Annotated in this window: 21 protein-coding genes; 14 read left to right on the top strand and 7 right to left on the bottom strand. The window is 55.5% G+C overall.

Annotated elements, in window-relative coordinates:
- Positions 1 to 17: 17 nt before the first annotated feature.
- From MWU64_RS10435 to MWU64_RS10425, 3 genes are all read left to right on the top strand, one after another.
- Positions 18 to 791: a MotA/TolQ/ExbB proton channel family protein gene (locus tag MWU64_RS10435; protein WP_247064135.1), complete on the top strand. Its 774-nt coding sequence runs from the start codon at positions 18 to 20 to the stop codon at positions 789 to 791.
- Between the two features lie 3 nt (positions 792 to 794).
- The gene (locus MWU64_RS10430) at positions 795 to 1,628 is read left to right on the top strand and encodes a flagellar motor protein MotB (RefSeq protein ID WP_247064133.1); all 834 of its coding nucleotides are present in this window, start codon (positions 795 to 797) and stop codon (positions 1,626 to 1,628) included.
- A 117-nt stretch (positions 1,629 to 1,745) separates the two neighbouring features.
- Positions 1,746 to 2,057 (top strand): PA4642 family protein, encoded by a 312-nt coding sequence (locus MWU64_RS10425; protein WP_247064132.1) that lies wholly within the window; start codon positions 1,746 to 1,748, stop codon positions 2,055 to 2,057.
- Between the two features lie 13 nt (positions 2,058 to 2,070).
- Here MWU64_RS10425 and MWU64_RS10420 read toward each other — a convergent pair whose 3' ends face one another.
- The gene (locus MWU64_RS10420) at positions 2,071 to 2,610 is read right to left on the bottom strand and encodes a gamma carbonic anhydrase family protein (RefSeq protein ID WP_247064130.1); all 540 of its coding nucleotides are present in this window, start codon (positions 2,608 to 2,610) and stop codon (positions 2,071 to 2,073) included.
- A gap of 152 nt (positions 2,611 to 2,762) precedes the next feature.
- Here MWU64_RS10420 and prlC point away from each other — a divergent pair, with 152 nt between their 5' ends.
- Both prlC and MWU64_RS10410 read left to right on the top strand, forming a co-directional pair.
- Positions 2,763 to 4,808, top strand: a complete 2,046-nt coding sequence (gene prlC, locus MWU64_RS10415; RefSeq protein ID WP_247064128.1) for an oligopeptidase A — start codon at positions 2,763 to 2,765, stop codon at positions 4,806 to 4,808.
- A 55-nt stretch (positions 4,809 to 4,863) separates the two neighbouring features.
- Entirely contained in the window at positions 4,864 to 5,115 is a 252-nt protein-coding gene (locus MWU64_RS10410; protein WP_223134633.1) for a YheV family putative zinc ribbon protein, read from the top strand.
- A gap of 342 nt (positions 5,116 to 5,457) precedes the next feature.
- Here MWU64_RS10410 and MWU64_RS10405 read toward each other — a convergent pair whose 3' ends face one another.
- A complete protein-coding gene (locus MWU64_RS10405; RefSeq protein WP_247064126.1) occupies positions 5,458 to 6,780 on the bottom strand; it encodes a Na+/H+ antiporter family protein in 1,323 nt (440 codons plus the stop codon).
- A 111-nt stretch (positions 6,781 to 6,891) separates the two neighbouring features.
- Positions 6,892 to 7,125, bottom strand: a complete 234-nt coding sequence (locus MWU64_RS10400; protein ID WP_247064124.1) for a DUF1653 domain-containing protein — start codon at positions 7,123 to 7,125, stop codon at positions 6,892 to 6,894.
- Between the two features lie 81 nt (positions 7,126 to 7,206).
- Between MWU64_RS10400 and MWU64_RS10395 the strand changes: the two genes are divergently transcribed.
- Positions 7,207 to 7,815, top strand: a complete 609-nt coding sequence (locus MWU64_RS10395) for a 7TM-DISM domain-containing protein (protein ID WP_247064122.1) — start codon at positions 7,207 to 7,209, stop codon at positions 7,813 to 7,815.
- Here the strand turns inward: MWU64_RS10395 and MWU64_RS10390 are convergent.
- From MWU64_RS10390 to MWU64_RS10380, 3 genes are all read right to left on the bottom strand, one after another.
- Entirely contained in the window at positions 7,698 to 8,084 is a 387-nt protein-coding gene (locus MWU64_RS10390; protein ID WP_247064120.1) for a DoxX family protein, read from the bottom strand. The genes MWU64_RS10395 and MWU64_RS10390 overlap by 118 nt on opposite strands.
- A gap of 119 nt (positions 8,085 to 8,203) precedes the next feature.
- Entirely contained in the window at positions 8,204 to 8,854 is a 651-nt protein-coding gene (locus MWU64_RS10385) for a hypothetical protein (RefSeq protein WP_247064278.1), read from the bottom strand.
- A 197-nt stretch (positions 8,855 to 9,051) separates the two neighbouring features.
- Positions 9,052 to 10,392 carry an MATE family efflux transporter gene (locus MWU64_RS10380; RefSeq protein WP_247064118.1) on the bottom strand — a complete coding sequence of 447 codons (1,341 nt, stop codon included), beginning with the start codon at positions 10,390 to 10,392 and terminating at the stop codon, positions 9,052 to 9,054.
- 191 nt (positions 10,393 to 10,583) lie between these two features.
- Between MWU64_RS10380 and coxB the strand changes: the two genes are divergently transcribed.
- The 4 genes from coxB to MWU64_RS10360 are packed head-to-tail and all read left to right on the top strand — an operon-like array spanning position 10,584 to position 14,859.
- Positions 10,584 to 11,708: a cytochrome c oxidase subunit II gene (gene coxB / locus MWU64_RS10375; protein WP_247064116.1), complete on the top strand. Its 1,125-nt coding sequence runs from the start codon at positions 10,584 to 10,586 to the stop codon at positions 11,706 to 11,708.
- Between the two features lie 58 nt (positions 11,709 to 11,766).
- Positions 11,767 to 13,350, top strand: a complete 1,584-nt coding sequence (ctaD, locus tag MWU64_RS10370; protein WP_247064114.1) for a cytochrome c oxidase subunit I — start codon at positions 11,767 to 11,769, stop codon at positions 13,348 to 13,350.
- Positions 13,351 to 13,364: 14 nt separating this feature from the next.
- Positions 13,365 to 13,955, top strand: a complete 591-nt coding sequence (locus MWU64_RS10365; protein WP_247064112.1) for a cytochrome c oxidase assembly protein — start codon at positions 13,365 to 13,367, stop codon at positions 13,953 to 13,955.
- A gap of 16 nt (positions 13,956 to 13,971) precedes the next feature.
- Positions 13,972 to 14,859 carry a cytochrome c oxidase subunit 3 gene (locus MWU64_RS10360; RefSeq protein WP_247064110.1) on the top strand — a complete coding sequence of 296 codons (888 nt, stop codon included), beginning with the start codon at positions 13,972 to 13,974 and terminating at the stop codon, positions 14,857 to 14,859.
- A 13-nt stretch (positions 14,860 to 14,872) separates the two neighbouring features.
- On the opposite strand, the gene MWU64_RS10355 is transcribed toward MWU64_RS10360, so the two are convergent.
- Positions 14,873 to 15,076 (bottom strand): twin transmembrane helix small protein, encoded by a 204-nt coding sequence (locus MWU64_RS10355; RefSeq protein ID WP_247064108.1) that lies wholly within the window; start codon positions 15,074 to 15,076, stop codon positions 14,873 to 14,875.
- A gap of 97 nt (positions 15,077 to 15,173) precedes the next feature.
- On the opposite strand from MWU64_RS10355, the gene MWU64_RS10350 reads away from it, so the two are divergent.
- Genes MWU64_RS10350 through cyoE form a run of 4 tightly spaced genes read left to right on the top strand, consistent with a single transcriptional unit; the run spans position 15,174 to position 18,569 of the window.
- Positions 15,174 to 15,872, top strand: coding sequence for an SURF1 family protein (locus tag MWU64_RS10350; protein ID WP_281496328.1), 699 nt, complete (start codon positions 15,174 to 15,176; stop codon positions 15,870 to 15,872).
- Between the two features lie 33 nt (positions 15,873 to 15,905).
- A complete protein-coding gene (locus tag MWU64_RS10345; protein ID WP_247064106.1) occupies positions 15,906 to 16,547 on the top strand; it encodes a hypothetical protein in 642 nt (213 codons plus the stop codon).
- A 40-nt stretch (positions 16,548 to 16,587) separates the two neighbouring features.
- Positions 16,588 to 17,655 (top strand): COX15/CtaA family protein, encoded by a 1,068-nt coding sequence (locus MWU64_RS10340; RefSeq protein ID WP_281496333.1) that lies wholly within the window; start codon positions 16,588 to 16,590, stop codon positions 17,653 to 17,655.
- Positions 17,652 to 18,569, top strand: a complete 918-nt coding sequence (gene cyoE / locus MWU64_RS10335) for a heme o synthase (protein WP_247064104.1) — start codon at positions 17,652 to 17,654, stop codon at positions 18,567 to 18,569. Before MWU64_RS10340 ends, cyoE begins: the two co-directional genes overlap by 4 nt.
- Positions 18,570 to 18,601 lie beyond the last annotated feature (32 nt).

Genomic DNA, 18,601 nt, shown 5'->3' with positions numbered 1-18,601 from the left:
GGCCGTAAGGGAAGGTCATGGATATTCTGACGTTGGTAGGGCTGCTCGCCGGAGTTGTGATTGTTGTGCTTGCCATGCTGGCAAACGCCTCGCTCACGACCTTCCTGAATCTGCCTGGCTTGGCCATCGTGCTCGGCGGCACTTTCGCGGTTACCTTAATCAAATTCCGGTTGCCTACGGTTGCCAGTGCGTTCCGGCTGGCGGCGAAAACGGTGTTTACCGATCGCCTCCCTCGCCCTTCTTCGTTAATTCTGGAAGTGGGAGAGCTGAGCCGAATGGTGCGCAAGGAGGGCATTCTGGGCCTCGAAGAGCACGAAGCCAGCGACGACTTCCTGAGAAAAGCCATCTCTCTTTGTGTTGATGGCCACCCGCCGGAACTGGTGGAAGAAGCCTTGCTGCAAGAAAGCCAGCAAATCGCCGAGCGCTACGAAGTGGCTGAGCGGGTGTTTCGCGGTATCGGTGAATCCGCCCCGGCCATTGGCATGCTGGGCACTCTGATTGGCTTGGTGCAGATGCTGAATACCCTGGATGACCCTTCCACCATCGGGCCCGCCATGGCCATCGCCCTGCTGACGACGCTGTACGGGGCTTTTCTTGCTCAGTTGATTGCCCTGCCTCTGGCGGAAAAACTGCAGCTGAAAGCCGACGACGATGCGCGCAACCAATTGCTGATCCTTACCTCTATCAAGAGCATTATGCGCGGTGAAAACCCCAGAGTGATGACGGAGTTTCTGTCTTCCTACCTGCCCCCCGAGCATCGGACCGGTCTTGCGCCTGAAAAGGAGGCATAAGGTTTGTTGCTGCCCCGGCCTCGCAAACGGCAAAAAACCAAAAACGGTGCGCCAGACTGGATCGTCACCTTTGCCGATCTGGCGACCCTGCTGCTGACCTTCTTTATCTTGCTGTTGTCGTTTGCCGAGATGGATGTGGAAAAGTACAAGGCTATGGCAAATTCCATGTCACTGGCTTTCGGTTCGCAAAATGTCATTGGCGACGGTATCGGTGGATCACCGATCACTTTAGTGGAATCGGATACCGTGTCACTGCCCGACCCGTCAGACAATTTGCAGGACCAGCCAGAGTTTATTGATGAACGGGCGGAACAGCCGGAAATTCGACAGATTCCCGGCGGTGTCCTCGACCTGACCTCCAGACTGGTACGGGAACTGGAGCCAGAAGCCGCAGCCGGCAGTGTACAAGTAAATTACGACGAAGATCAGGTGGTTATCCGGTTTGCCGAGGAAGCGACCTTTCGTTCAGGAGAGGCTGCGATCAAACCCAGTATGATTCCGATCATTGAACGGGTTGTGTCGGTTTTGGCCGGTTGTGAGGGCGATGTGGTGGTATCTGGCCATTCTGACGACCGCCCCATTTCCAGCAGTAAATACCGCTCGAACTGGGACCTGTCCGCGGCACGGGCCGTGTCGGTGGTGCATGAGCTGGTGATGAACCGGCAAATACCCGCAGATCGTGTGATGGCAGCCGGGCGCGCTGAAACTCGCCCGTTGGCAGCAAATGACAGCCCGGAAAACCGGGCCTTGAACCGCCGGGTGGAGATCTCCATCCGAAACCCCGAATGTGAGACAAACGAAGCGGTTGGCGATCTTCCTGTCGAAATTCTACCCTGACTTGCGCTGCCTTATGCTTGCAGCGTAGATCCTCATAGTACTTTCATATAACTGGCACAGTTTCAAAGCCTTATACTGTGCGGCCTTAATACCTGGAATCCATTGGGAGTAAGAGCAATGAGCGGACCGGATAAACCGAAAGTCCTTGATGAAGTGTGGAGTGACGAGCGGGTAAAAAGCTTCCTGGACCTGGAGCCGTATGACAAGAGCTTGCAGGCGGACCATTTCGTGTTGCTACGCGCTTATGAAGCCATGCGTGCCGAGGATTTCGAGCGTTTTGTCGGGTTCTTTGTGGCCGCTGGCCGTAACCTGGATGCAACAGACGAGCACGGCGAAACCATGCTGGATCGCATCTCCAGGCATGGCCGCAGCGGCGATTACGCCCGCGCCCTGAAAAACGCAGGCGCCAAAGCGCCAGCCGGAAACTGAGTTCCGGCTGAGCTTATTCTGAAGTGTCGAGGTATTCGTTCTTCAGCTTCACGTAGTTGGCAGCGGTGTACTTGAAGAAGGTTTTCTCTTTGTCGCTCAACGCTCTTGCTTGTTTGCAGGGCGAGCCGACATAGAGGTAACCGGATTCAAGCCGCTTGCCCGGCGGCACCAAGGTGCCTGCCCCGATGATCACTTCGTCTTCGACCACGGCCCCGTCCATCACGGTACAGCCCATGCCGACCAGCACCCGGCTGCCAATGGTGCATCCGTGCAGCAGTGCCTTGTGGCCCACAGTCACATCGTCCCCGAGAATCAGCGGCCAACCGCCCGGGTTGAAATCGCTGGCGTGGGTGATGTGCAAAACCGACCCGTCCTGAATGCTGCAGCGGTCGCCAATGCGAATTTTGTGCATGTCACCGCGGATCACGGTCATGGGCCAGACTGAGCAATCGTCGCCCATTTCCACATCGCCGATCACCACAGCACTCTCGTCTATCCAGGTACTTTTACCAAATTTTGGTGTGCTACCCTTGTGAGTTCGTACATTCGCCATTACATATACCTTTTACAGGCCGAAAAGTGAGGGGACGGAGTCTTTGGGAGGTGGGCTGCGCAAATTTTTGGAAAGCTCACCTCCCAAAGACTCCCCCAAGCATTGGAGTTGCCTGAAAGTACCTTAAACCGGAATAGCTGAGAAGGGGACCTATGAATAACCCGCTACTGACTGACGATCTGCTGCCGAAGTTCGAGCACATTCGCACCGAGCACATGGAAACGGCGATTGACCAGATTCTCAGCAAGAATCGGATGAAGATCCAATCGCTGGCTGAACAGGACGATCCAACCTGGGATACCCTGGTACAACCCATGCAGGCGATGGAAAACGACTTGAGCAATGCCTGGTCCGTGATTTCCCACCTAAACGGCGTGATGAACAACGACGACCTGCGCACGGTGTACAAGAACTGCCTGGAAAAGCTGACCGAATACAGCACCGAAATCAGCCAGAACGAAGCCCTGTGCAATGCCTACAAGAAGCTGGCGGCAAGGGACGATTTTAAAGACCTCAGCGAAGCCCAGCGCAAGTCCATCGAGAATACCTTGCGCGATTTCCATTTGGGCGGTGTTGATTTGCCAGCGGACGACAAGAAGCGCTACGCCGACTTGTCCCGAGAACTGGCGGAGTTGTCCAATAAATTCAGCGACAACGTATTGGATGCCACTCAAAGCTGGTTCAAGCGGATTACCGATGCCAGTGAACTGTCGGGGGTGCCGGAAACCGCTATTGACGGGGCCAAGCAGGCTGCACGGCAAAAAGAGCTGGAGGGCTATGTGATCACGCTGGATTTCCCCAGCTTCTACCCGATCATGACTTATTGCGATAACCGAAAACTGCGCCGGGAAGTGTACGAAGCCTTTGTTACCCGCGCATCTGACCAAGGTCCGGATGCCGGTACCTGGGACAACACGCCGGTGATGGCAGAAATTCTGAAACGCCGTCATGCCCTCGCGCAGTTGTTGGGTTTTAACAACTACGCCGAGCGTTCATTGGCCACCAAAATGGCCCGCAGCGTGGATGAGGTGCTGGAATTTTTGAACCAGCTGGCGGAGAAGTCCAAGCCGCAAGCCGAGAAGGAATTTGCCGAGCTGAAGGCGTTTGCCAAAGACGAGCACGGTGTAGACGATCTACAAGCTTGGGACGTGGGCTATTACAGCGAGAAGCTGCGCCAGAAACGCTACGACATTTCCCCGGAAACCCTGCGCCCCTGGTTCCCTGTGGATAAAGTGGTGCCGGGCCTGTTCCGGGTGGCGGAGAAGCTGTTCGATGTGCAAATTGAAGCAAAGCCCGACGTTGAAACCTGGCACGAAGATGCCACAGCTTATTGCATCAGCCGTAACGGCGAACCCATTGCCTGGTTCTATCTGGACCTGTTCGCCCGTCAAGGCAAACGCGGTGGCGCCTGGATGGCCGATTGTCGGGTACGCTGGCGCAACATGCGTGGCCAGCTGCAGCTGCCGGTTGCCTTCCTGACCTGTAACTTCACGCCGCCGGTGGATGGCAAACCATCGCTGCTGACCCACGACGAAGTGACCACCCTCTTCCACGAGTTCGGCCATGGCTTGCACCATATGCTCACGCAAGTTGAGGTTATGGATGTATCCGGCATCAACGGTGTGGCGTGGGATGCCGTTGAGCTGCCGTCTCAGTTCCTGGAAAACTGGTGCTGGAACCCGGAATCTCTGGCCTTGATTGCCAGCCACCACGAAACCGGAGAACCGCTGCCGGACGATCTGCTGCAGAAACTGCTGGCGGCGAAGAACTTCCAGTCCGGCATGGGTATGGTACGACAGTTGGAGTTCTCGCTGTTCGATTTCCGCCTGCACGCGGAGTTCACCGACGAAGCCCCCACCAACCCGCTCGACATGCACCGCAAGGTGCGGGATGACATTGCCGTGGTGCAATCGCCGGAGTTCAACCGCTTTCCGAACGGGTTCTCCCACATCTTCGCAGGCGGCTACGCAGCGGGCTACTACAGCTACAAGTGGGCTGAAGTGTTGGCCGCAGACGCTTTCTCGTTGTTCGAGGAAAAAGGCATCTTCGATCCGGAAACCGGCAAGGCGTTCTTGCAGAACATTCTGGAAAAAGGCGGTTCGCAGGAACCCATGGAATTGTTCAAAGCCTTCCGCGGCCGTGAGCCCCAGGTGGATGCGTTGTTGGAGCAATCTGGCATTACCGGCGAAGTAGCCTGATACAATGAGCGCTGGCCGTGCTGATGCGGTCAGCAGATCGATCTGGAGTTGAGTTATGCCGAGTCCAAAACGTTTTATCGCCGGTGCGATTTGTCCGCGCTGTGCGGAGATGGACAAAATTACGATGTTCACGGACGACAAAGGCGATCAGGTGCGTGAGTGCGTGGCCTGTGGTTATACCGATGCCCTGTCTGAGGTTGAGCAGCCAGCGGCTCCTGAAATTGAAACCCGGGTGAATACGCGGGGCAATGAGGACGACCATACGGTTAAACAGGTGGTGTTTTTTAAGGCTGGCTCTGAGGACTGACTTGCCTTGGAGTATTGTTGATTTGGGAGATGGTCGGGGTTCGGGAGAGGGGTCAAAAACGGAAAACGTGGTTTTCCTGATAGTTTTTGACCCCTCTCCCGAACCCCTTTTTTTGGCCTTTATACAAACGCTTGGGTGCTTGAAAGATTTTCATTAAACCGCCAAACAGTGCTTTTTAGTTATCTTTAGTCTTTCCCAGATATTTCACTAAAGATTAACGTTCGGGGTTGGTGGGGGGTGTCAAAACTATCAGGGAAACCACGTTTTCCGTTTTGACACCCCCCACCAACTCCGAACAATCCCCCAAAAGAGAAGGCTACAAAAAGCAGGCTACCGCCGAAGCTAAAGAACCATAGCCGCCAACCACCCAAAGCCAAGCAGCGGCAAGTTGTAGTGCAGGAATGTCGGAACAACCGTATCCCAAATGTGGTTGTGCTGGCCGTCTACGTTCAAACCAGCCGTTGGCCCAAGGGTAGAGTCAGAAGCTGGAGAGCCGGCATCACCCAGAGCACCGGCGGTGCCAACCAAGGCAACAATGGCCAGTGGGCTGAAGCCCATTTGCAGTGCCAGCGGAACGTACAACGCTGCGATGATGGGAATGGTGGAGAACGACGAGCCAATACCCATGGTAATCAGCAGGCCCACCACCAGCATCAGCAAGGCCGCGAGTGGCTTGTTCTCGCCAATGGCGGCAACCGAGCCTTCGACCAGATTGGCGATGTCGCCGGTTTCCCGCATGACTTCCGCAAAGCCGTTGGCCGCGATCATGATGAAGCCGATCATCGCCAGCATTTTCATACCTTCGGTGAACAGGTCATCCGCTTCCTGCCATTTAACAACGCCCGACAGGTTGAACAGCACGAAACCAGCCAGTGCACCCAAAATCATGGAGCCTAGCCACAGCTGCACCACGAAAGCTACAACGATGGCGACCAGTGCCATAACCAGAGTTTTCGGGCTGTATTTCACATCCACCCGCTCGGTTTGGCTGATCAGCTTCAGGTCGTAGCCACGGCCGCCGCGATAGCTGAAGAAAATGGCAATCAACAGGCCCACCAACATGCCTAACGCGGGCAGCGCCATGGCGGACATGACGTTAAGTTCACTGGCATCGACACCGTTGTCTGCTACGTTCGCCAGCAGGATTTCATTCAGGTAAATACCGCCGAAGCCCACCGGCAGGAACATGTACGGGGTGATCAAACCGAAGGTCAGTGCACAGGCTACCAGGCGGCGGTCCATGTGGAGCTTGGCCATCACGTACAGCAGCGGCGGGACAACCAGCGGGATAAAGGCAATGTGGATCGGCAGGATGTTCTGGGAAGACATTGCCACCGCGACCAGCAGGCCGATAATCATGAAACGGATGCCGGTGGCTGGGCCGCCTTCGTCTTGTTTGCCGATCAGTGCCAGCGCCTTGTCAGCCAGTGCGTGGGCCAGCCCGGATTTACCAATGGCAACAGCGAAGGCTCCCAAAGTAGCGTATGATAAAGCTACGGTTGCGCCGCCGCCCAAACCGGCGTTAAACGCATCAATGGTGGACTCTAAAGACATCCCTGCGACAAGGCCGCCAGATATGGCACCGACAATCAGGGCAACAACAACGTGGATACGGCACAAGCTCAATACGAGCATAATCAGTACCGCGGCAACAACGGCATTCATGGCAAACTCCGACTGAAAACTGAAGGTGAGCTGGCACCTTCAGGGCACCAGCGGTACGAAAAGTGGGCTAATGTGCAGGAAATGGCCGTGTCAGTCAAAGTGCTTATGTAATTAATCGCTGGCGTCTACCCGGGCAAACCGGGGTACGTCTTCTCCAGCAACCTGAACGGTTTCCCGGAACATACTGAGTGGCCGCACCCACAAACTGTGGTCGCCGTAGAGGCAACGGTAAACCACCAGCGACTCTTCGGTTTCGCTGTGCCGGGCCACGCCAATGACTTCGTAATCCCGGCCTTTGTAATGGCGGTAGCGGCCCGGTGAAACAGTTTGCGGAGATCGGCTCATAAATGTTGCCCCATGCGAAGTGAGCTATGCTCAAAGTGTGCGTAACGTTCAGCCCGTAGAATCTGAGTTTCCAGCCGGCCGATGAGCAATGGTAGATATGTTGTGAGAGCTATTCTATTTATTTTGCTGTATCTGACCAGCCCGATTGCCTTGTCTGGCCCGGTAGCGTTTCAATGGCTGGCCGTGCCTTATGACGAGCTCACACTGGAGGACGTTCGCTCTACACCTGCGACCGAGTGGCACACGGTATCTGCGGAAGACACCTTCAATCACGGCTTCAGCGACAAGGATTATTGGTTAAAAGTCTCTCTGCCTGTGGATAAACGTAACCGACTCTTGGTTATTGGCTATCCGTTGCTGGATGAAGTGTCTGTGTACTGGACGGTTGCCGGGCAATTGATCGAAACCCACCACACTGGTGATAAGCTTCCGTTCAGCAGTCGTCCGATCGTCCATCGTAACTTTGTTTTTTTAGTCCCTGCCTCTACTGAACCCTTGACCGCTTGGGTGCGAGCGCACACCGATGGTTTGGCTGGTGGCGCGATAATCAGACAACCACCGTTAATTAATGCTCAGTTTTTGAGTTTGTATCGGCCCGGGCCGAGGAAGATGACGGCTAAAGCCGTGAACAAGAAGAAGCCCTGCAGCTCCAGTGACCAACCGCCGTTGCTGCTGAGCGAGAGCAGCTGATGGCTGTGCACTAGTGCGATTGCCACAATCATATTAAAGACAATGATGAGCGCACCAATACGAGTCTGGTAGCCCAGAATAATCATCAGAGGCGCAAGGATTTCGCCGATGTAAACGCCGTACGCCAGAATGGTTGGCAGATTGTGGCTGGCCAACTGGCCTTCAATAAAGCCAACGCCGTTGAGCAACTTGGACACCCCGTGGAACAACAGAAGGCCACCAAGCGTGAGTCGAATAATCAGTTTTCCCAAGTCTGCATTGTCCAGCACGAGAGTGTATCTCCTTAATTATTTCAACCAGTAAGGTGAGTTGCGGCGATCAGTTTAGCGGGTTGCCGGGTAGTCGGAAAGGCGTGCGTCGCGCGCTGAGCAGCGCATGGTCGGCAGGGTTAGAGCAAGCCCGGCCTCAGTGAAAACTGAATGTGATTGCGATCCAGCAGATGCTCCCAAAACTGGCGCATCCAGTCCCAGGCGCGGTTGTTGACCTGATTCACGAAGGGTTCGAGATCCAGGCTGTAGTAGTCGGGGGTTCCGGCAATCTGAAGTACCGTGATGGTGATGGCATCGTCGAGTTCATTCGCAAAGGGCTCGCCAATCAGCTCATGCACCAGCAGGTTGGCCCGGGTGGCCTCCAGATCGATGAGCTCGCTGGCACGGATAGAGCGGTTGTTGTCGTGCATTTCTTCCATCAGGCGGTGGCACATGTAGGCACGGATAAGCAGCCCGTCCAAACCGTCGTATTGAACCAGTAAAACCGAGGGTTGGGTGAAGTATTGGGCCGCCCCGTCGATAAACGGTTTGAATAATTCTCGGATGCCGGCTTCCTGAGCGCATGCGTCAACGCATTCGATCAGGCGGGGAGCCATTTCGATGTATTCGATGGCGAACTGGAACAGGCTGGTCGCAGGGTTCGAGCCACCCACCACAATAGACGCGGGTAACCGGTCCACCTTTTCCTTCATCTGACGCAGAAACCTGCCGGAGCGAGCTTCTTTACGCCGAGCCTGATCAATAATCTCAAGGACTGCTTGTGGTGTCATTGCAGGAGATGCCACTTTGTGTACGAGTTGAGGTCGCAAGGCCCCTCCTTGGTTCAACCAAGAGCAACCGGAAGCAGGTCATAGGGTGGCTGGCCACCACGATATGCCTGCCATTTCTCGTTATTGTAGCCAAAATTCGCGAGACTGCTGCGGCCAAGTGTTAAATATCGTTACAGCTGCAGACGTTCGATTTCGGTTTAGTGAGATTGAAACCAGCGGTCGTGGCGGGTGTATTGCCAGCATAGCCAGCCCATGCTGGCGGCCCGGGCCAACATCAGGCTGATCAGTGAGAACCACAAACCATGGTTGCCCCAGCCGGTTGTCAGCCACCACACCGGAAGAAATACCACGAGCGCAGAAAACAACATGGTGTTCTGCATTTCCCGGGTGCGGGTTGCGCCGATGAAAACGCCGTCCAGCAGAAATCCCCAGACCGCGGCGAAAGGCAGCAACCACAGCCAAGGTAGATACTGCCAGGCTGTGAGCTGCACGCCCTCAATATCGGTCAGCAAACTGATCAACCATCGACCGCCAAGTACGAACGCAACCGTTAGCAGCAGTGCCCCCCATATCGACCAGCGCAGGGCGCTGCTGAACACGGTTTTAAACTGATCTTTGCTGCCTTTGCCAATGGCTTCGCCAATCAATGCTTCGGCGGCATTAGCAAAACCATCCAGAGCGTTAGAAATAACCAGCAGGAAGGTGATTAAAACCGCATTGGCGGCCAGAATGATGTCGCCTTGGCGGGCGCCCTGGGCCGTGAAAAAGGCAAGCACCAGCAACAGCGCGATGGTGCGCACCATGATGAATCGGTTGACCTGCAAAATACGCAAATAATCCGAAATGCGTCCGAACAGCTCTTTGGTCAGCGTTTGGCCCTCGGGCATGCGCCTGAGCACGATGGCGAAACCGATCGCGGTAGCGCCGTATTCGGCCAGCACCGTGGCCATGGCAACCCCTCGGCTGTTCCAGCCCAGCACGGTCACGAAGAAGATATCCAGAGCTATGTTGATACCGTTGGCAATGATCAGCATCACCATCGGACCCCGGGGATACTGGGTGCCAATCAGCCATCCCACCAAGGTGTATTGGCATAAAACCGCGGGCGCGCTCCAGATACGAATCGAGGCGTATTCAGCTGACAGCTCAGCCACCGAAGGGCTCGGGTTCATTAAATGCAAACCGAGGGTGATCAGCGACTTATGAAACAGGATCAACAACAGGCCGATGCCCACAGCAAGCATCAATGAGCGTAACAACAGAGCAACCTGAGCGAAGGAGTCCTGCTGTCCCCAAGCTTGAGCGGCCAGACCGGTGGTCCCCATGCGCATGAAGCCGAAGGTCCAGTACAAAATACTGAACAGGTTAGCGCCAACTGCAACCGCACCGAGATATTCCGGGTTATCCAGATGGCCCAGCACGGCGGTATCAACCAAGCCCAGAAGCGGCACCGTGAGGTTCGTCAACATCAGCGGCCAGGCAAGCAGCCACAGGCGCTGGTCTGTGGGGCTGAAGATTGCTTTATGCGAATTACTCATTAAAACGGGCCGTTTATCTCATTTAGGTTTAATTGGATTTTTAGTGTTTTGCTAATCACTGGCTACACTGAGCAATGATGTATCCATAAGCAGGCTTTCACTCGCGGTTGTTCCGGTGTTGCGAGCATCAGAACGAACCGCAGAGGGATGACGCAAAATCCGACAAGAATAACACTCTGTGGAGACACAGTATGCGCGTGCATGCCAAGCGGGCACTTGCCCTAGTTACTGGTCTGTTGCTTCCGGCTGTGGTCATGGCGGACTGGACCATGAACATGACGCCGGGTGTAACCGGTACCAGCAATCAGATATTCAGCCTTCACATGACCATTTTATGGATCTGCGTTGCCATCGGTGTGGTGGTGTTCGGGGTCATGTTTTGGTCAATCTTTGCCCACCGTAAGTCCCAGGGTTACAAAGCAGCCAACTTCCATGAAAACACCTTGGTGGAAGTGCTTTGGACCGCCATACCGTTCGCGATCCTGGTCGCCATGGCCGTGCCGGCTACAGCCACCCTCATCGAAATGTACGACACCACTGAGTCCGAGGTCGATATTAAGATCACCGGGTATCAGTGGCGTTGGCAGTACGAGTATATCAACGATGACTTTGGTTATTTCTCCAGTTTATCGACCCCGCGTGATCAGATCGAGAACCGTCAGGCGAAGGGTGAAAACTATCTGCTGGAGGTGGATAAGCCACTGGTGATCCCGGTCGGTAAGAAAGTCCGTTTTCTGTTAACGGCGAATGATGTCATCCACTCTTGGTGGGTGCCGGAGTTTGGCGTGAAGAAAGATGCCATTCCGGGCTTTATCAACGAAACCTGGACCCGTGTTGATGAGCCCGGCATTTATCGTGGCCAGTGCACAGAACTTTGCGGCAAAGATCATGGCTTTATGCCAGTGGTCGTTGAAGCTGTGCCTGAAGAGGAATATGCCGCTTGGGTGGCAGAGCAAAAAGAAGCTGCCGAAGCAGAGCGTCAGCTTACCCAAAAAGACTGGACGTTGGATGAGTTGATAGAGCGTGGCGAGAAGGCTTATGCCAGTGCTTGTGCAAGCTGTCACCAGCCGAACGGTGCGGGTATGCCCCCGGCCTTCCCGGCGCTTAAGGGTAGCCCGATTGCCACCGGCGATATGGCGGCACACATTGACATTGTGGTGAACGGGGTTTCCGGCACCGCGATGCAGGCCTTTGGCGGGCAGTTGAGCGAGGTAGACCTGGCCGCGGTGATTACCTACGAGCGGAACGCGTGGGGTAATAACACCGGTGAAATGGTCACACCGAAAGAGATCTTCGACTTCAAGAATAAAGAGTAGTTGACGCCAGATAACAACAATCACCAGCCATAACAAAACGGCGGTAACGGGGGTTTTCATGAGTGCGGTTGCAGATACCCACAACCAGGAACATCACCACGGCCCGGCCAAAGGCATCAGCCGTTGGTTGTTGACCACTAATCATAAAGACATCGGGTCTATGTACCTGATCTTCAGCTTCGCTATGTTCCTGCTGGGCGGCAGCATGGCGATGGTCATACGGGCGGAATTATTCCAGCCGGGTTTGCAGATTGTTCAGCCCGAATTTTTTAACCAGATGACCACCATGCACGGGCTGATCATGGTGTTCGGCGCAGTCATGCCCGCGTTCGTGGGGTTGGCCAACTGGATGTTGCCGCTGATGATTGGTGCGCCCGACATGGCGTTGCCACGGATGAATAACTGGAGTTTCTGGCTGCTGCCCTGTGCCTTCCTGATCCTGGTGTCCACCTTGTTTATGGAAGGCGGCGCGCCAAACTTCGGTTGGACCTTCTATGCGCCTTTGTCCACGACTTACGGGCCACCCAGCACCACCTTCTTCATTTTCGCCATCCACATCATGGGTGTGTCGTCCATCATGGGGGCCATCAACGTGATTGCCACCATTCTGAACCTTCGGGCACCGGGCATGACGTTGATGAAAATGCCGCTGTTTGTCTGGACTTGGCTGATTACGGCGTTTCTGCTGATTGCGGTGATGCCGGTCCTGGCCGGTGCGGTCACCATGATGCTGATGGACATTAACTTCGGCACCAGTTTCTTTGATGCTTCGGGCGGCGGCGACCCTGTTTTGTTCCAGCATGTGTTCTGGTTCTTCGGGCACCCCGAGGTGTACATCATGATCTTGCCGGCGTTCGGGGCCATCTCCCACATTGTACCGGCGTTTTCCCGCAAACCGCTGTTTGGCTATCCCTCGATGGTGTACGCCACGGGCGCCATCGCCCTGCTCTCATTCCTGGTTTGGGCGCACCATATGTTTACCGTTGGCATTCCGCTGGCGGGGCAACTGTTCTTTATGTACGCAACCTTGCTGATTGCGGTGCCTACCGGGGTGAAAGTGTTCAACTGGGTAACCACGATGTTCCGCGGTTCGCTGAGTTTTGAAGCGCCCATGTTGTTTGCCGTGGCCTTTATTATCCTGTTCTCGATCGGCGGCTTTTCCGGTCTGATGCTGGCCATTGCTCCGGCTGACTTCCAGTATCACGACACCTACTTCGTGGTGGCGCACTTCCACTATGTGCTGGTGCCGGGCGCCATCTTCGGTATCTTCGCCTCCGCATACTTCTGGTTGCCGAAGTGGACCGGCAACATGTACGACGAAACGCTCGCCAAAACCCACTTCTGGTTGTCGTTTGTGGGCATGAATCTGGCGTTCTTCCCCATGCATTTCCTCGGTTTGGCGGGCATGCCACGGCGGATTCCGGATTACGCGTTGCAGTTCGCCGATTTCAACATGGTGTCGAGCATTGGCGCCTTCATGTTTGGCGTTACGCAACTGCTATTCCTGTTTATCGTGGTGAAGTGTGCCCGTGGCGGTGAGAAAGCACCGGCAAAACCGTGGGATGGCGCAGAAGGTCTGGAGTGGACGGTTCCATCCCCTGCGCCTTATCACACCTTCACAACACCCCCTGAAGTGAAGTAACCGGGAGTTTTGTCATGGCTGATCAGCAGCAAGGCAAGCGCAGTAACAGCCGGGTAATTGCCTGGTGCATGGCCGGCGTGGTGGGCATGTTCGCGTTTGGATTTGCCCTGGTTCCCTTGTACGACGTGTTTTGTGACATCACCGGAATAAACGGCAAAACCAGTGGCCGCTATGAAGCGGGCACTGGTGAACAGGTGGATGAGAACCGGACGGTCACGGTGCAGTTTCTGGCCAGCAATGGCCCGGGAATGACGTGGGAATTCCGCCCTGTTGTACGCAGCGTGACGGTGCACCCTGGTGAACCGATGACCGTGAAGTTCTTTGCGGCCAATCCCACCGGCAATGACATGGTGGGGCAGGCAGTGCCCAGTCTGTCGCCTTCAGAAGGCACCCTGTATTTTCACAAGACCGAATGTTTTTGCTTCAACCAGCAACCATTGGAGGCGGGCGAAAGCGTGGAGATGCCGCTGGTCTTCATCGTAGACCCGGAGTTGCCTGAACACATTACCAAGCTGACGTTGTCCTACACCCTGTACGATCAGGGTAAGCCCGTGGAAGTTTCTGGCCCTGCAACGGCAGACACAATAACCAACAATAACGGCTAAGCCATCGGAGAGAACTATGGCGGATCACCAGACCTACTACGTTCCCGAACAGAGTAAGTGGCCCATTGTTGCCACCGTTGGCCTTGGGGTCACCCTCTACGGTGCCGCATCCATCATGGTCAACGGCAATCAAGGTGAAAGCACCACCGGCTCATGGGTGATGTTCTGGATTGGCGCACTGATTATGGCCTACATGCTGTTCGGTTGGTTCGGCAGTGTGATTCGTGAAAGCCGGGCCGGCTTGTACAGCGATCAGATGGACCGTTCGTTCCGTTGGGGCATGAGTTGGTTCATTTTTTCAGAGGTGATGTTTTTTGCCGCCTTCTTCGGCGCGCTCTTCTACGTTCGGGTGTTTGTGGTGCCTTGGCTGGGTGGCGAGGGGGACAAAGGCAGTACCAATATGCTTTGGGAAGGCTTTCAGGCCAGTTGGCCTTTGATCAGTAACCCGGACCCAGAGGCCTATCGGGGGCCGAAAGAAGTCGTTGGTCCCTGGGGGCTTCCGTTGGTGAACACCCTATTGCTGGTTACGTCTTCCGTTACGGTGACCATTGCCCACCATGCCCTGAAAGCCGGTAATCGCGCCAAGGTGAAATTGTGGCTCGGGTTGACGCTGGCATTGGCCGTGGTGTTTCTGTTTGTTCAGGGTTACGAATACGCTCACGCATACAGTGACCTGGACCTGACCCTGCAATCCGGCATTTACGGCAGTACCTTCTTCATGTTGACCGGGTTTCACGGGGCTCACGTGTTGTTGGGCACCATCATGCTGACGGTCATGCTGATACGGATCATCAAAGGCCACTTTACGGAAGACAATCATTTTGGCTTCGAAGCGGCCTCTTGGTATTGGCACTTTGTCGATGTGGTGTGGCTGGGGCTGTTCGTATTTGTCTACGTGCTTTGAGCGTTGTCGGTATTTATGGGGTCGGGTTGAGAGTAATCGACCCGGACCAGATTGCGATTAACAGCAGTGCGATCAAAAGCACACTCAAGGCAACCCGGACTGCGAGTGTGTTCACCACGCGCCGAGTTTTGCCGCCATCGTGGATCAAGAAAAACAGACCGCTGAATAAGCTGACGATGACGGCAAACAGCAGTATGACGATGGCGATTTTAAGCATGGAAGGTCCTGTTGTTATTGATCGTTATTGCGCTGGCCGAAGAGATTTAATTCCTCATCTTAACTTCACTATAGCAAAGCATGGGTAGACCGTTTTGATGGATCGCCGATGGCATTTTGATTGGCGCTTGCTTGTTTTCAGCGGGTTACTCCTGCCACTCCTGTTGAGCCTTGGTATCTGGCAATTGGACCGGGCTGAGGAAAAGCAAACCCTGTTGCAGGCCTGGCAACAACGAGCCAACGATACGCCTTGGGCGGAGGTTGTAACCGGTGAGTTGCAGGCCGGTTTGCCGGTCTATGTGACGGGCTTTTACGATGAGCAAAGCTGGTTGTTGGATAACCGTACCCGAGACGGCGTACCCGGATACGAGGTGCTGACGCTGTTTCGGCCGCTTGAAGGGCCCGCCGTGGTGGTCAATCGGGGCTGGGTGCCGGGCACGCGAACCCGCGATAGCTTGCCAGTGATTGAAACCCCCGATCAGCTCGTCACTCTGGAAGGTCGGTTGGCGGACTACCCGGAGCCGCCGGTGTTGGCTGACACCAATGCGGCAGACGCAGGTTGGCCCAAACGGGTGCAGGCCTTACCGAAAACCAAGGTTGCCGAATTTGTGCCTAAACCGGCTCCGATGACGGTCATGTTGTCTGACCCAAAACAACCCGGAGCCTATCGCGCCGACCGGGTTCCGGATGTGATGGGGCCACAAACTCATTATGGATATGCGGTGCAATGGTTTGCGCTTGCCGCAGTGCTGACTATATTGACTGTAGTAGCGAGTTATAGGCGTAGCGAGACATAAAAATAAAGAAAGACGGAAAGGCAGGAAGCGATCATGACAACAACAACGGCTGATTCCATGAGTGGTCGAGAAAGCCCGAGCCCGGAACAAATTCGACGAGGCCGCCGCACGGCGATTCTGCTGTTTGCTGTGGGTTTTGGCCCTATGGTGTTGGCCACCATCATGTTTTACACCGGCTGGCTCAATCCGGCAGGGCACACCAACAACGGCGAGTTGTTGCAGCCGGTAGTGCCGATACAGGCCTTAAATCTTGAAACCCATACCGGTGAGCCGTTGGCCGATCGATTCGGTGCCGACAAGGCGAACGCTGAGTGGTTAATGCTGGTGGCTGCAGGTACATGCACCGACGATTGTGAGCAATTGCTGTATTTGGCACGACAAGTGAATATCGCACTGGGCAAAGAAGCGCCGCGAGTCAGCCGTGCCACTTGGTTGGGCGCAACGCCGGCAACACTGGATGCGCGCTGGGAACAGGAATACCAGCGCATGGAGCGGCTGACGCTAATGCCAGGCGCCACACCGGCTTGGCCGGAAGGCGTTAATCCCGACGCCGAGCCCCGTATTCTGTTGGTTGATCCCTTTGGCAATGTCATGATGCATTACGGCACCGAACACACCGGCAAACAGATGCTCAAAGACATCAAGCAACTGTTGAAGTTATCGCAGATTGGCTAACCGGGAGGGCGATGCGGTGAACCAGACTTCAACAGAAACTTTGGCCAGAAAGCTGGCGGCTTGGTCCACATTGGCCTGCGCACTGGCGGTGGTGGTGATCATGCTGGGGGCCTGGACGCGCTTGGTCCATGCCGGTCTTGGCTGTCCGGACTGGCCCGGCTGTTACGGTTTTCTGACCGTGCCCCAAGGCGAAACCAATATCGCCATCGCTAACGCCCGCTTCCCCGATACGCCTGTGGACGTTGCCAAAGGCTGGCCGGAAATGATTCACCGATACGCCGCGGGAACCTTGGGGTTGGTGGTGTTCGGCCTGGCCATTGCAGCCATTCGCCATCGTCGCGAACCTTTGCCATTGCGTTTGCCGTTGTTCATCGCGGGCTTCATTGTGCTGCAAGGCGCCTTTGGAATGTGGACGGTTACCCTGAAACTGTGGCCACAGGTGGTGGCGCTGCATTTGTTAGGCGGGTTTACCACGCTTAGTCTGTTGTTCCTTTTGACCTTAAGGCTACGCAAGAGCGCGGGTATCCAGAGCCTGTCAGCGGGGCGAGTGGCGGCCAACCTCACCAAACTGTGGTTATACGGTGGCTTGCTTCTGGTTGTGTTACAGATTGCACTTGGCGCCTGGACCGCCGCTAATTACGCGGCGGTGGCCTGCACCGATCTGCCCACCTGCCAAGGCCAGTGGTGGCCCGATGGCATGGATTTCCAGCATGGGTTCGATATTGCGCAGCAGGTGGGGCCGAATTATCTGGGCGGACAACTGACCGATGATGGCCGCGTTGCCATTCATGTGACCCATCGGTTAGGGGCCATGATTGTGCTGCTTTACCTGGGCCTGTTGCTGGTTCGGCTCTGGCGGCAACGGGGCAGCAGTGGTCTGGACCGCAGCATCGTACTGGTGGCCTGCGTTCTGGCGTTCCAGTTCAGTCTGGGACTGGCCAACGTCTGGTTCCATATTCCGCTCGGTATTGCCGTGGCGCATAACGCCATGGGTGCCGGGCTACTGTTGTCGATGATCAACCTGATCTGGCGGCATTCCCAGTTACCGCATTCGAAAACAGCGACAGCATCCCACACAACAACCATAACGCGGGAGGTAACGGCATGAGCGAGCAAGTGAAAGCACTGCCGGTGCAAGAATCGACGGGCTCAGTAACACACATCTCGTGGCGCGATTATCTGGAACTCACCAAGCCACGGGTAGTGGCATTGATGATTCTGACCTCTCTGATCGGCATGTTGTTGGCGGCCCCGGGCATACCGGGCTGGAGTGTTTTGCTGTTTGGTAACCTCGGCATTGCTTTATTGGCCGGTGCGGCGGCGGTAGTGAATCATGTGGTGGATCAGAAAATCGATACCGTTATGGCGCGCACCCGCAAGCGCCCTGTAGCCACAGGCCGGATCGCCCCCTTCGACGCGATACTGTTTGCTGTGGTGTTGGCGGCGGTGGGAATGATTGTGCTCATGTGGCAGGTGAATGAGCTTACCGCCTGGCTCACGCTGGCTTCGCTGGTGGGCTACGCCGGTATTTATACCTTGTTCCTGAAACGGGCCACACCGCAGAACATAACCATTGGCGGCCTTGCCGGAGCCATGCCGCCGTTGCTGGGCTGGACCGCGGTCACCGGGCAAGTAGAAGGTCATGCGTTGCTGCTGGTGTTGATCATTTTCGCCTGGACCCCTCCGCATTTCTGGGCGCTCGCCATTCACCGTAAAGAAGAATACTCCAAAGCAGGCATACCGATGCTGCCGGTCACCCACGGCAACAAATACACCGAGCTGCACATTGTGTTGTATACCGTGATGCTGTTGGTGGTTAGCTTGCTGCCGTTCGTTACCGGCATGTCGGGCGGCATCTACTTGGTGGGCGCACTGGTTTTAGGCTTACGGTTCCTGCAATATGCCATTCGTTTGCTGAAAGGCGATGATCGCCGGGTAGCCATGGACACCTTCAAATATTCCATCGTGTATCTGATGGCGTTGTTTGTGGTGCTGCTGGTGGATCATTTCGTCTTTTTCTGAATAGTGGGCATGATACTCATCTGACAGGGAGG

It is taken from the genome of Marinobacter sp. S0848L (genome assembly GCF_023016065.1).
GTDB lineage: Bacteria > Pseudomonadota > Gammaproteobacteria > Pseudomonadales > Oleiphilaceae > Marinobacter.
Note: the sequence above shows the minus strand (reverse complement) of the source record. Positions and strands in the feature narration are given on the sequence as shown.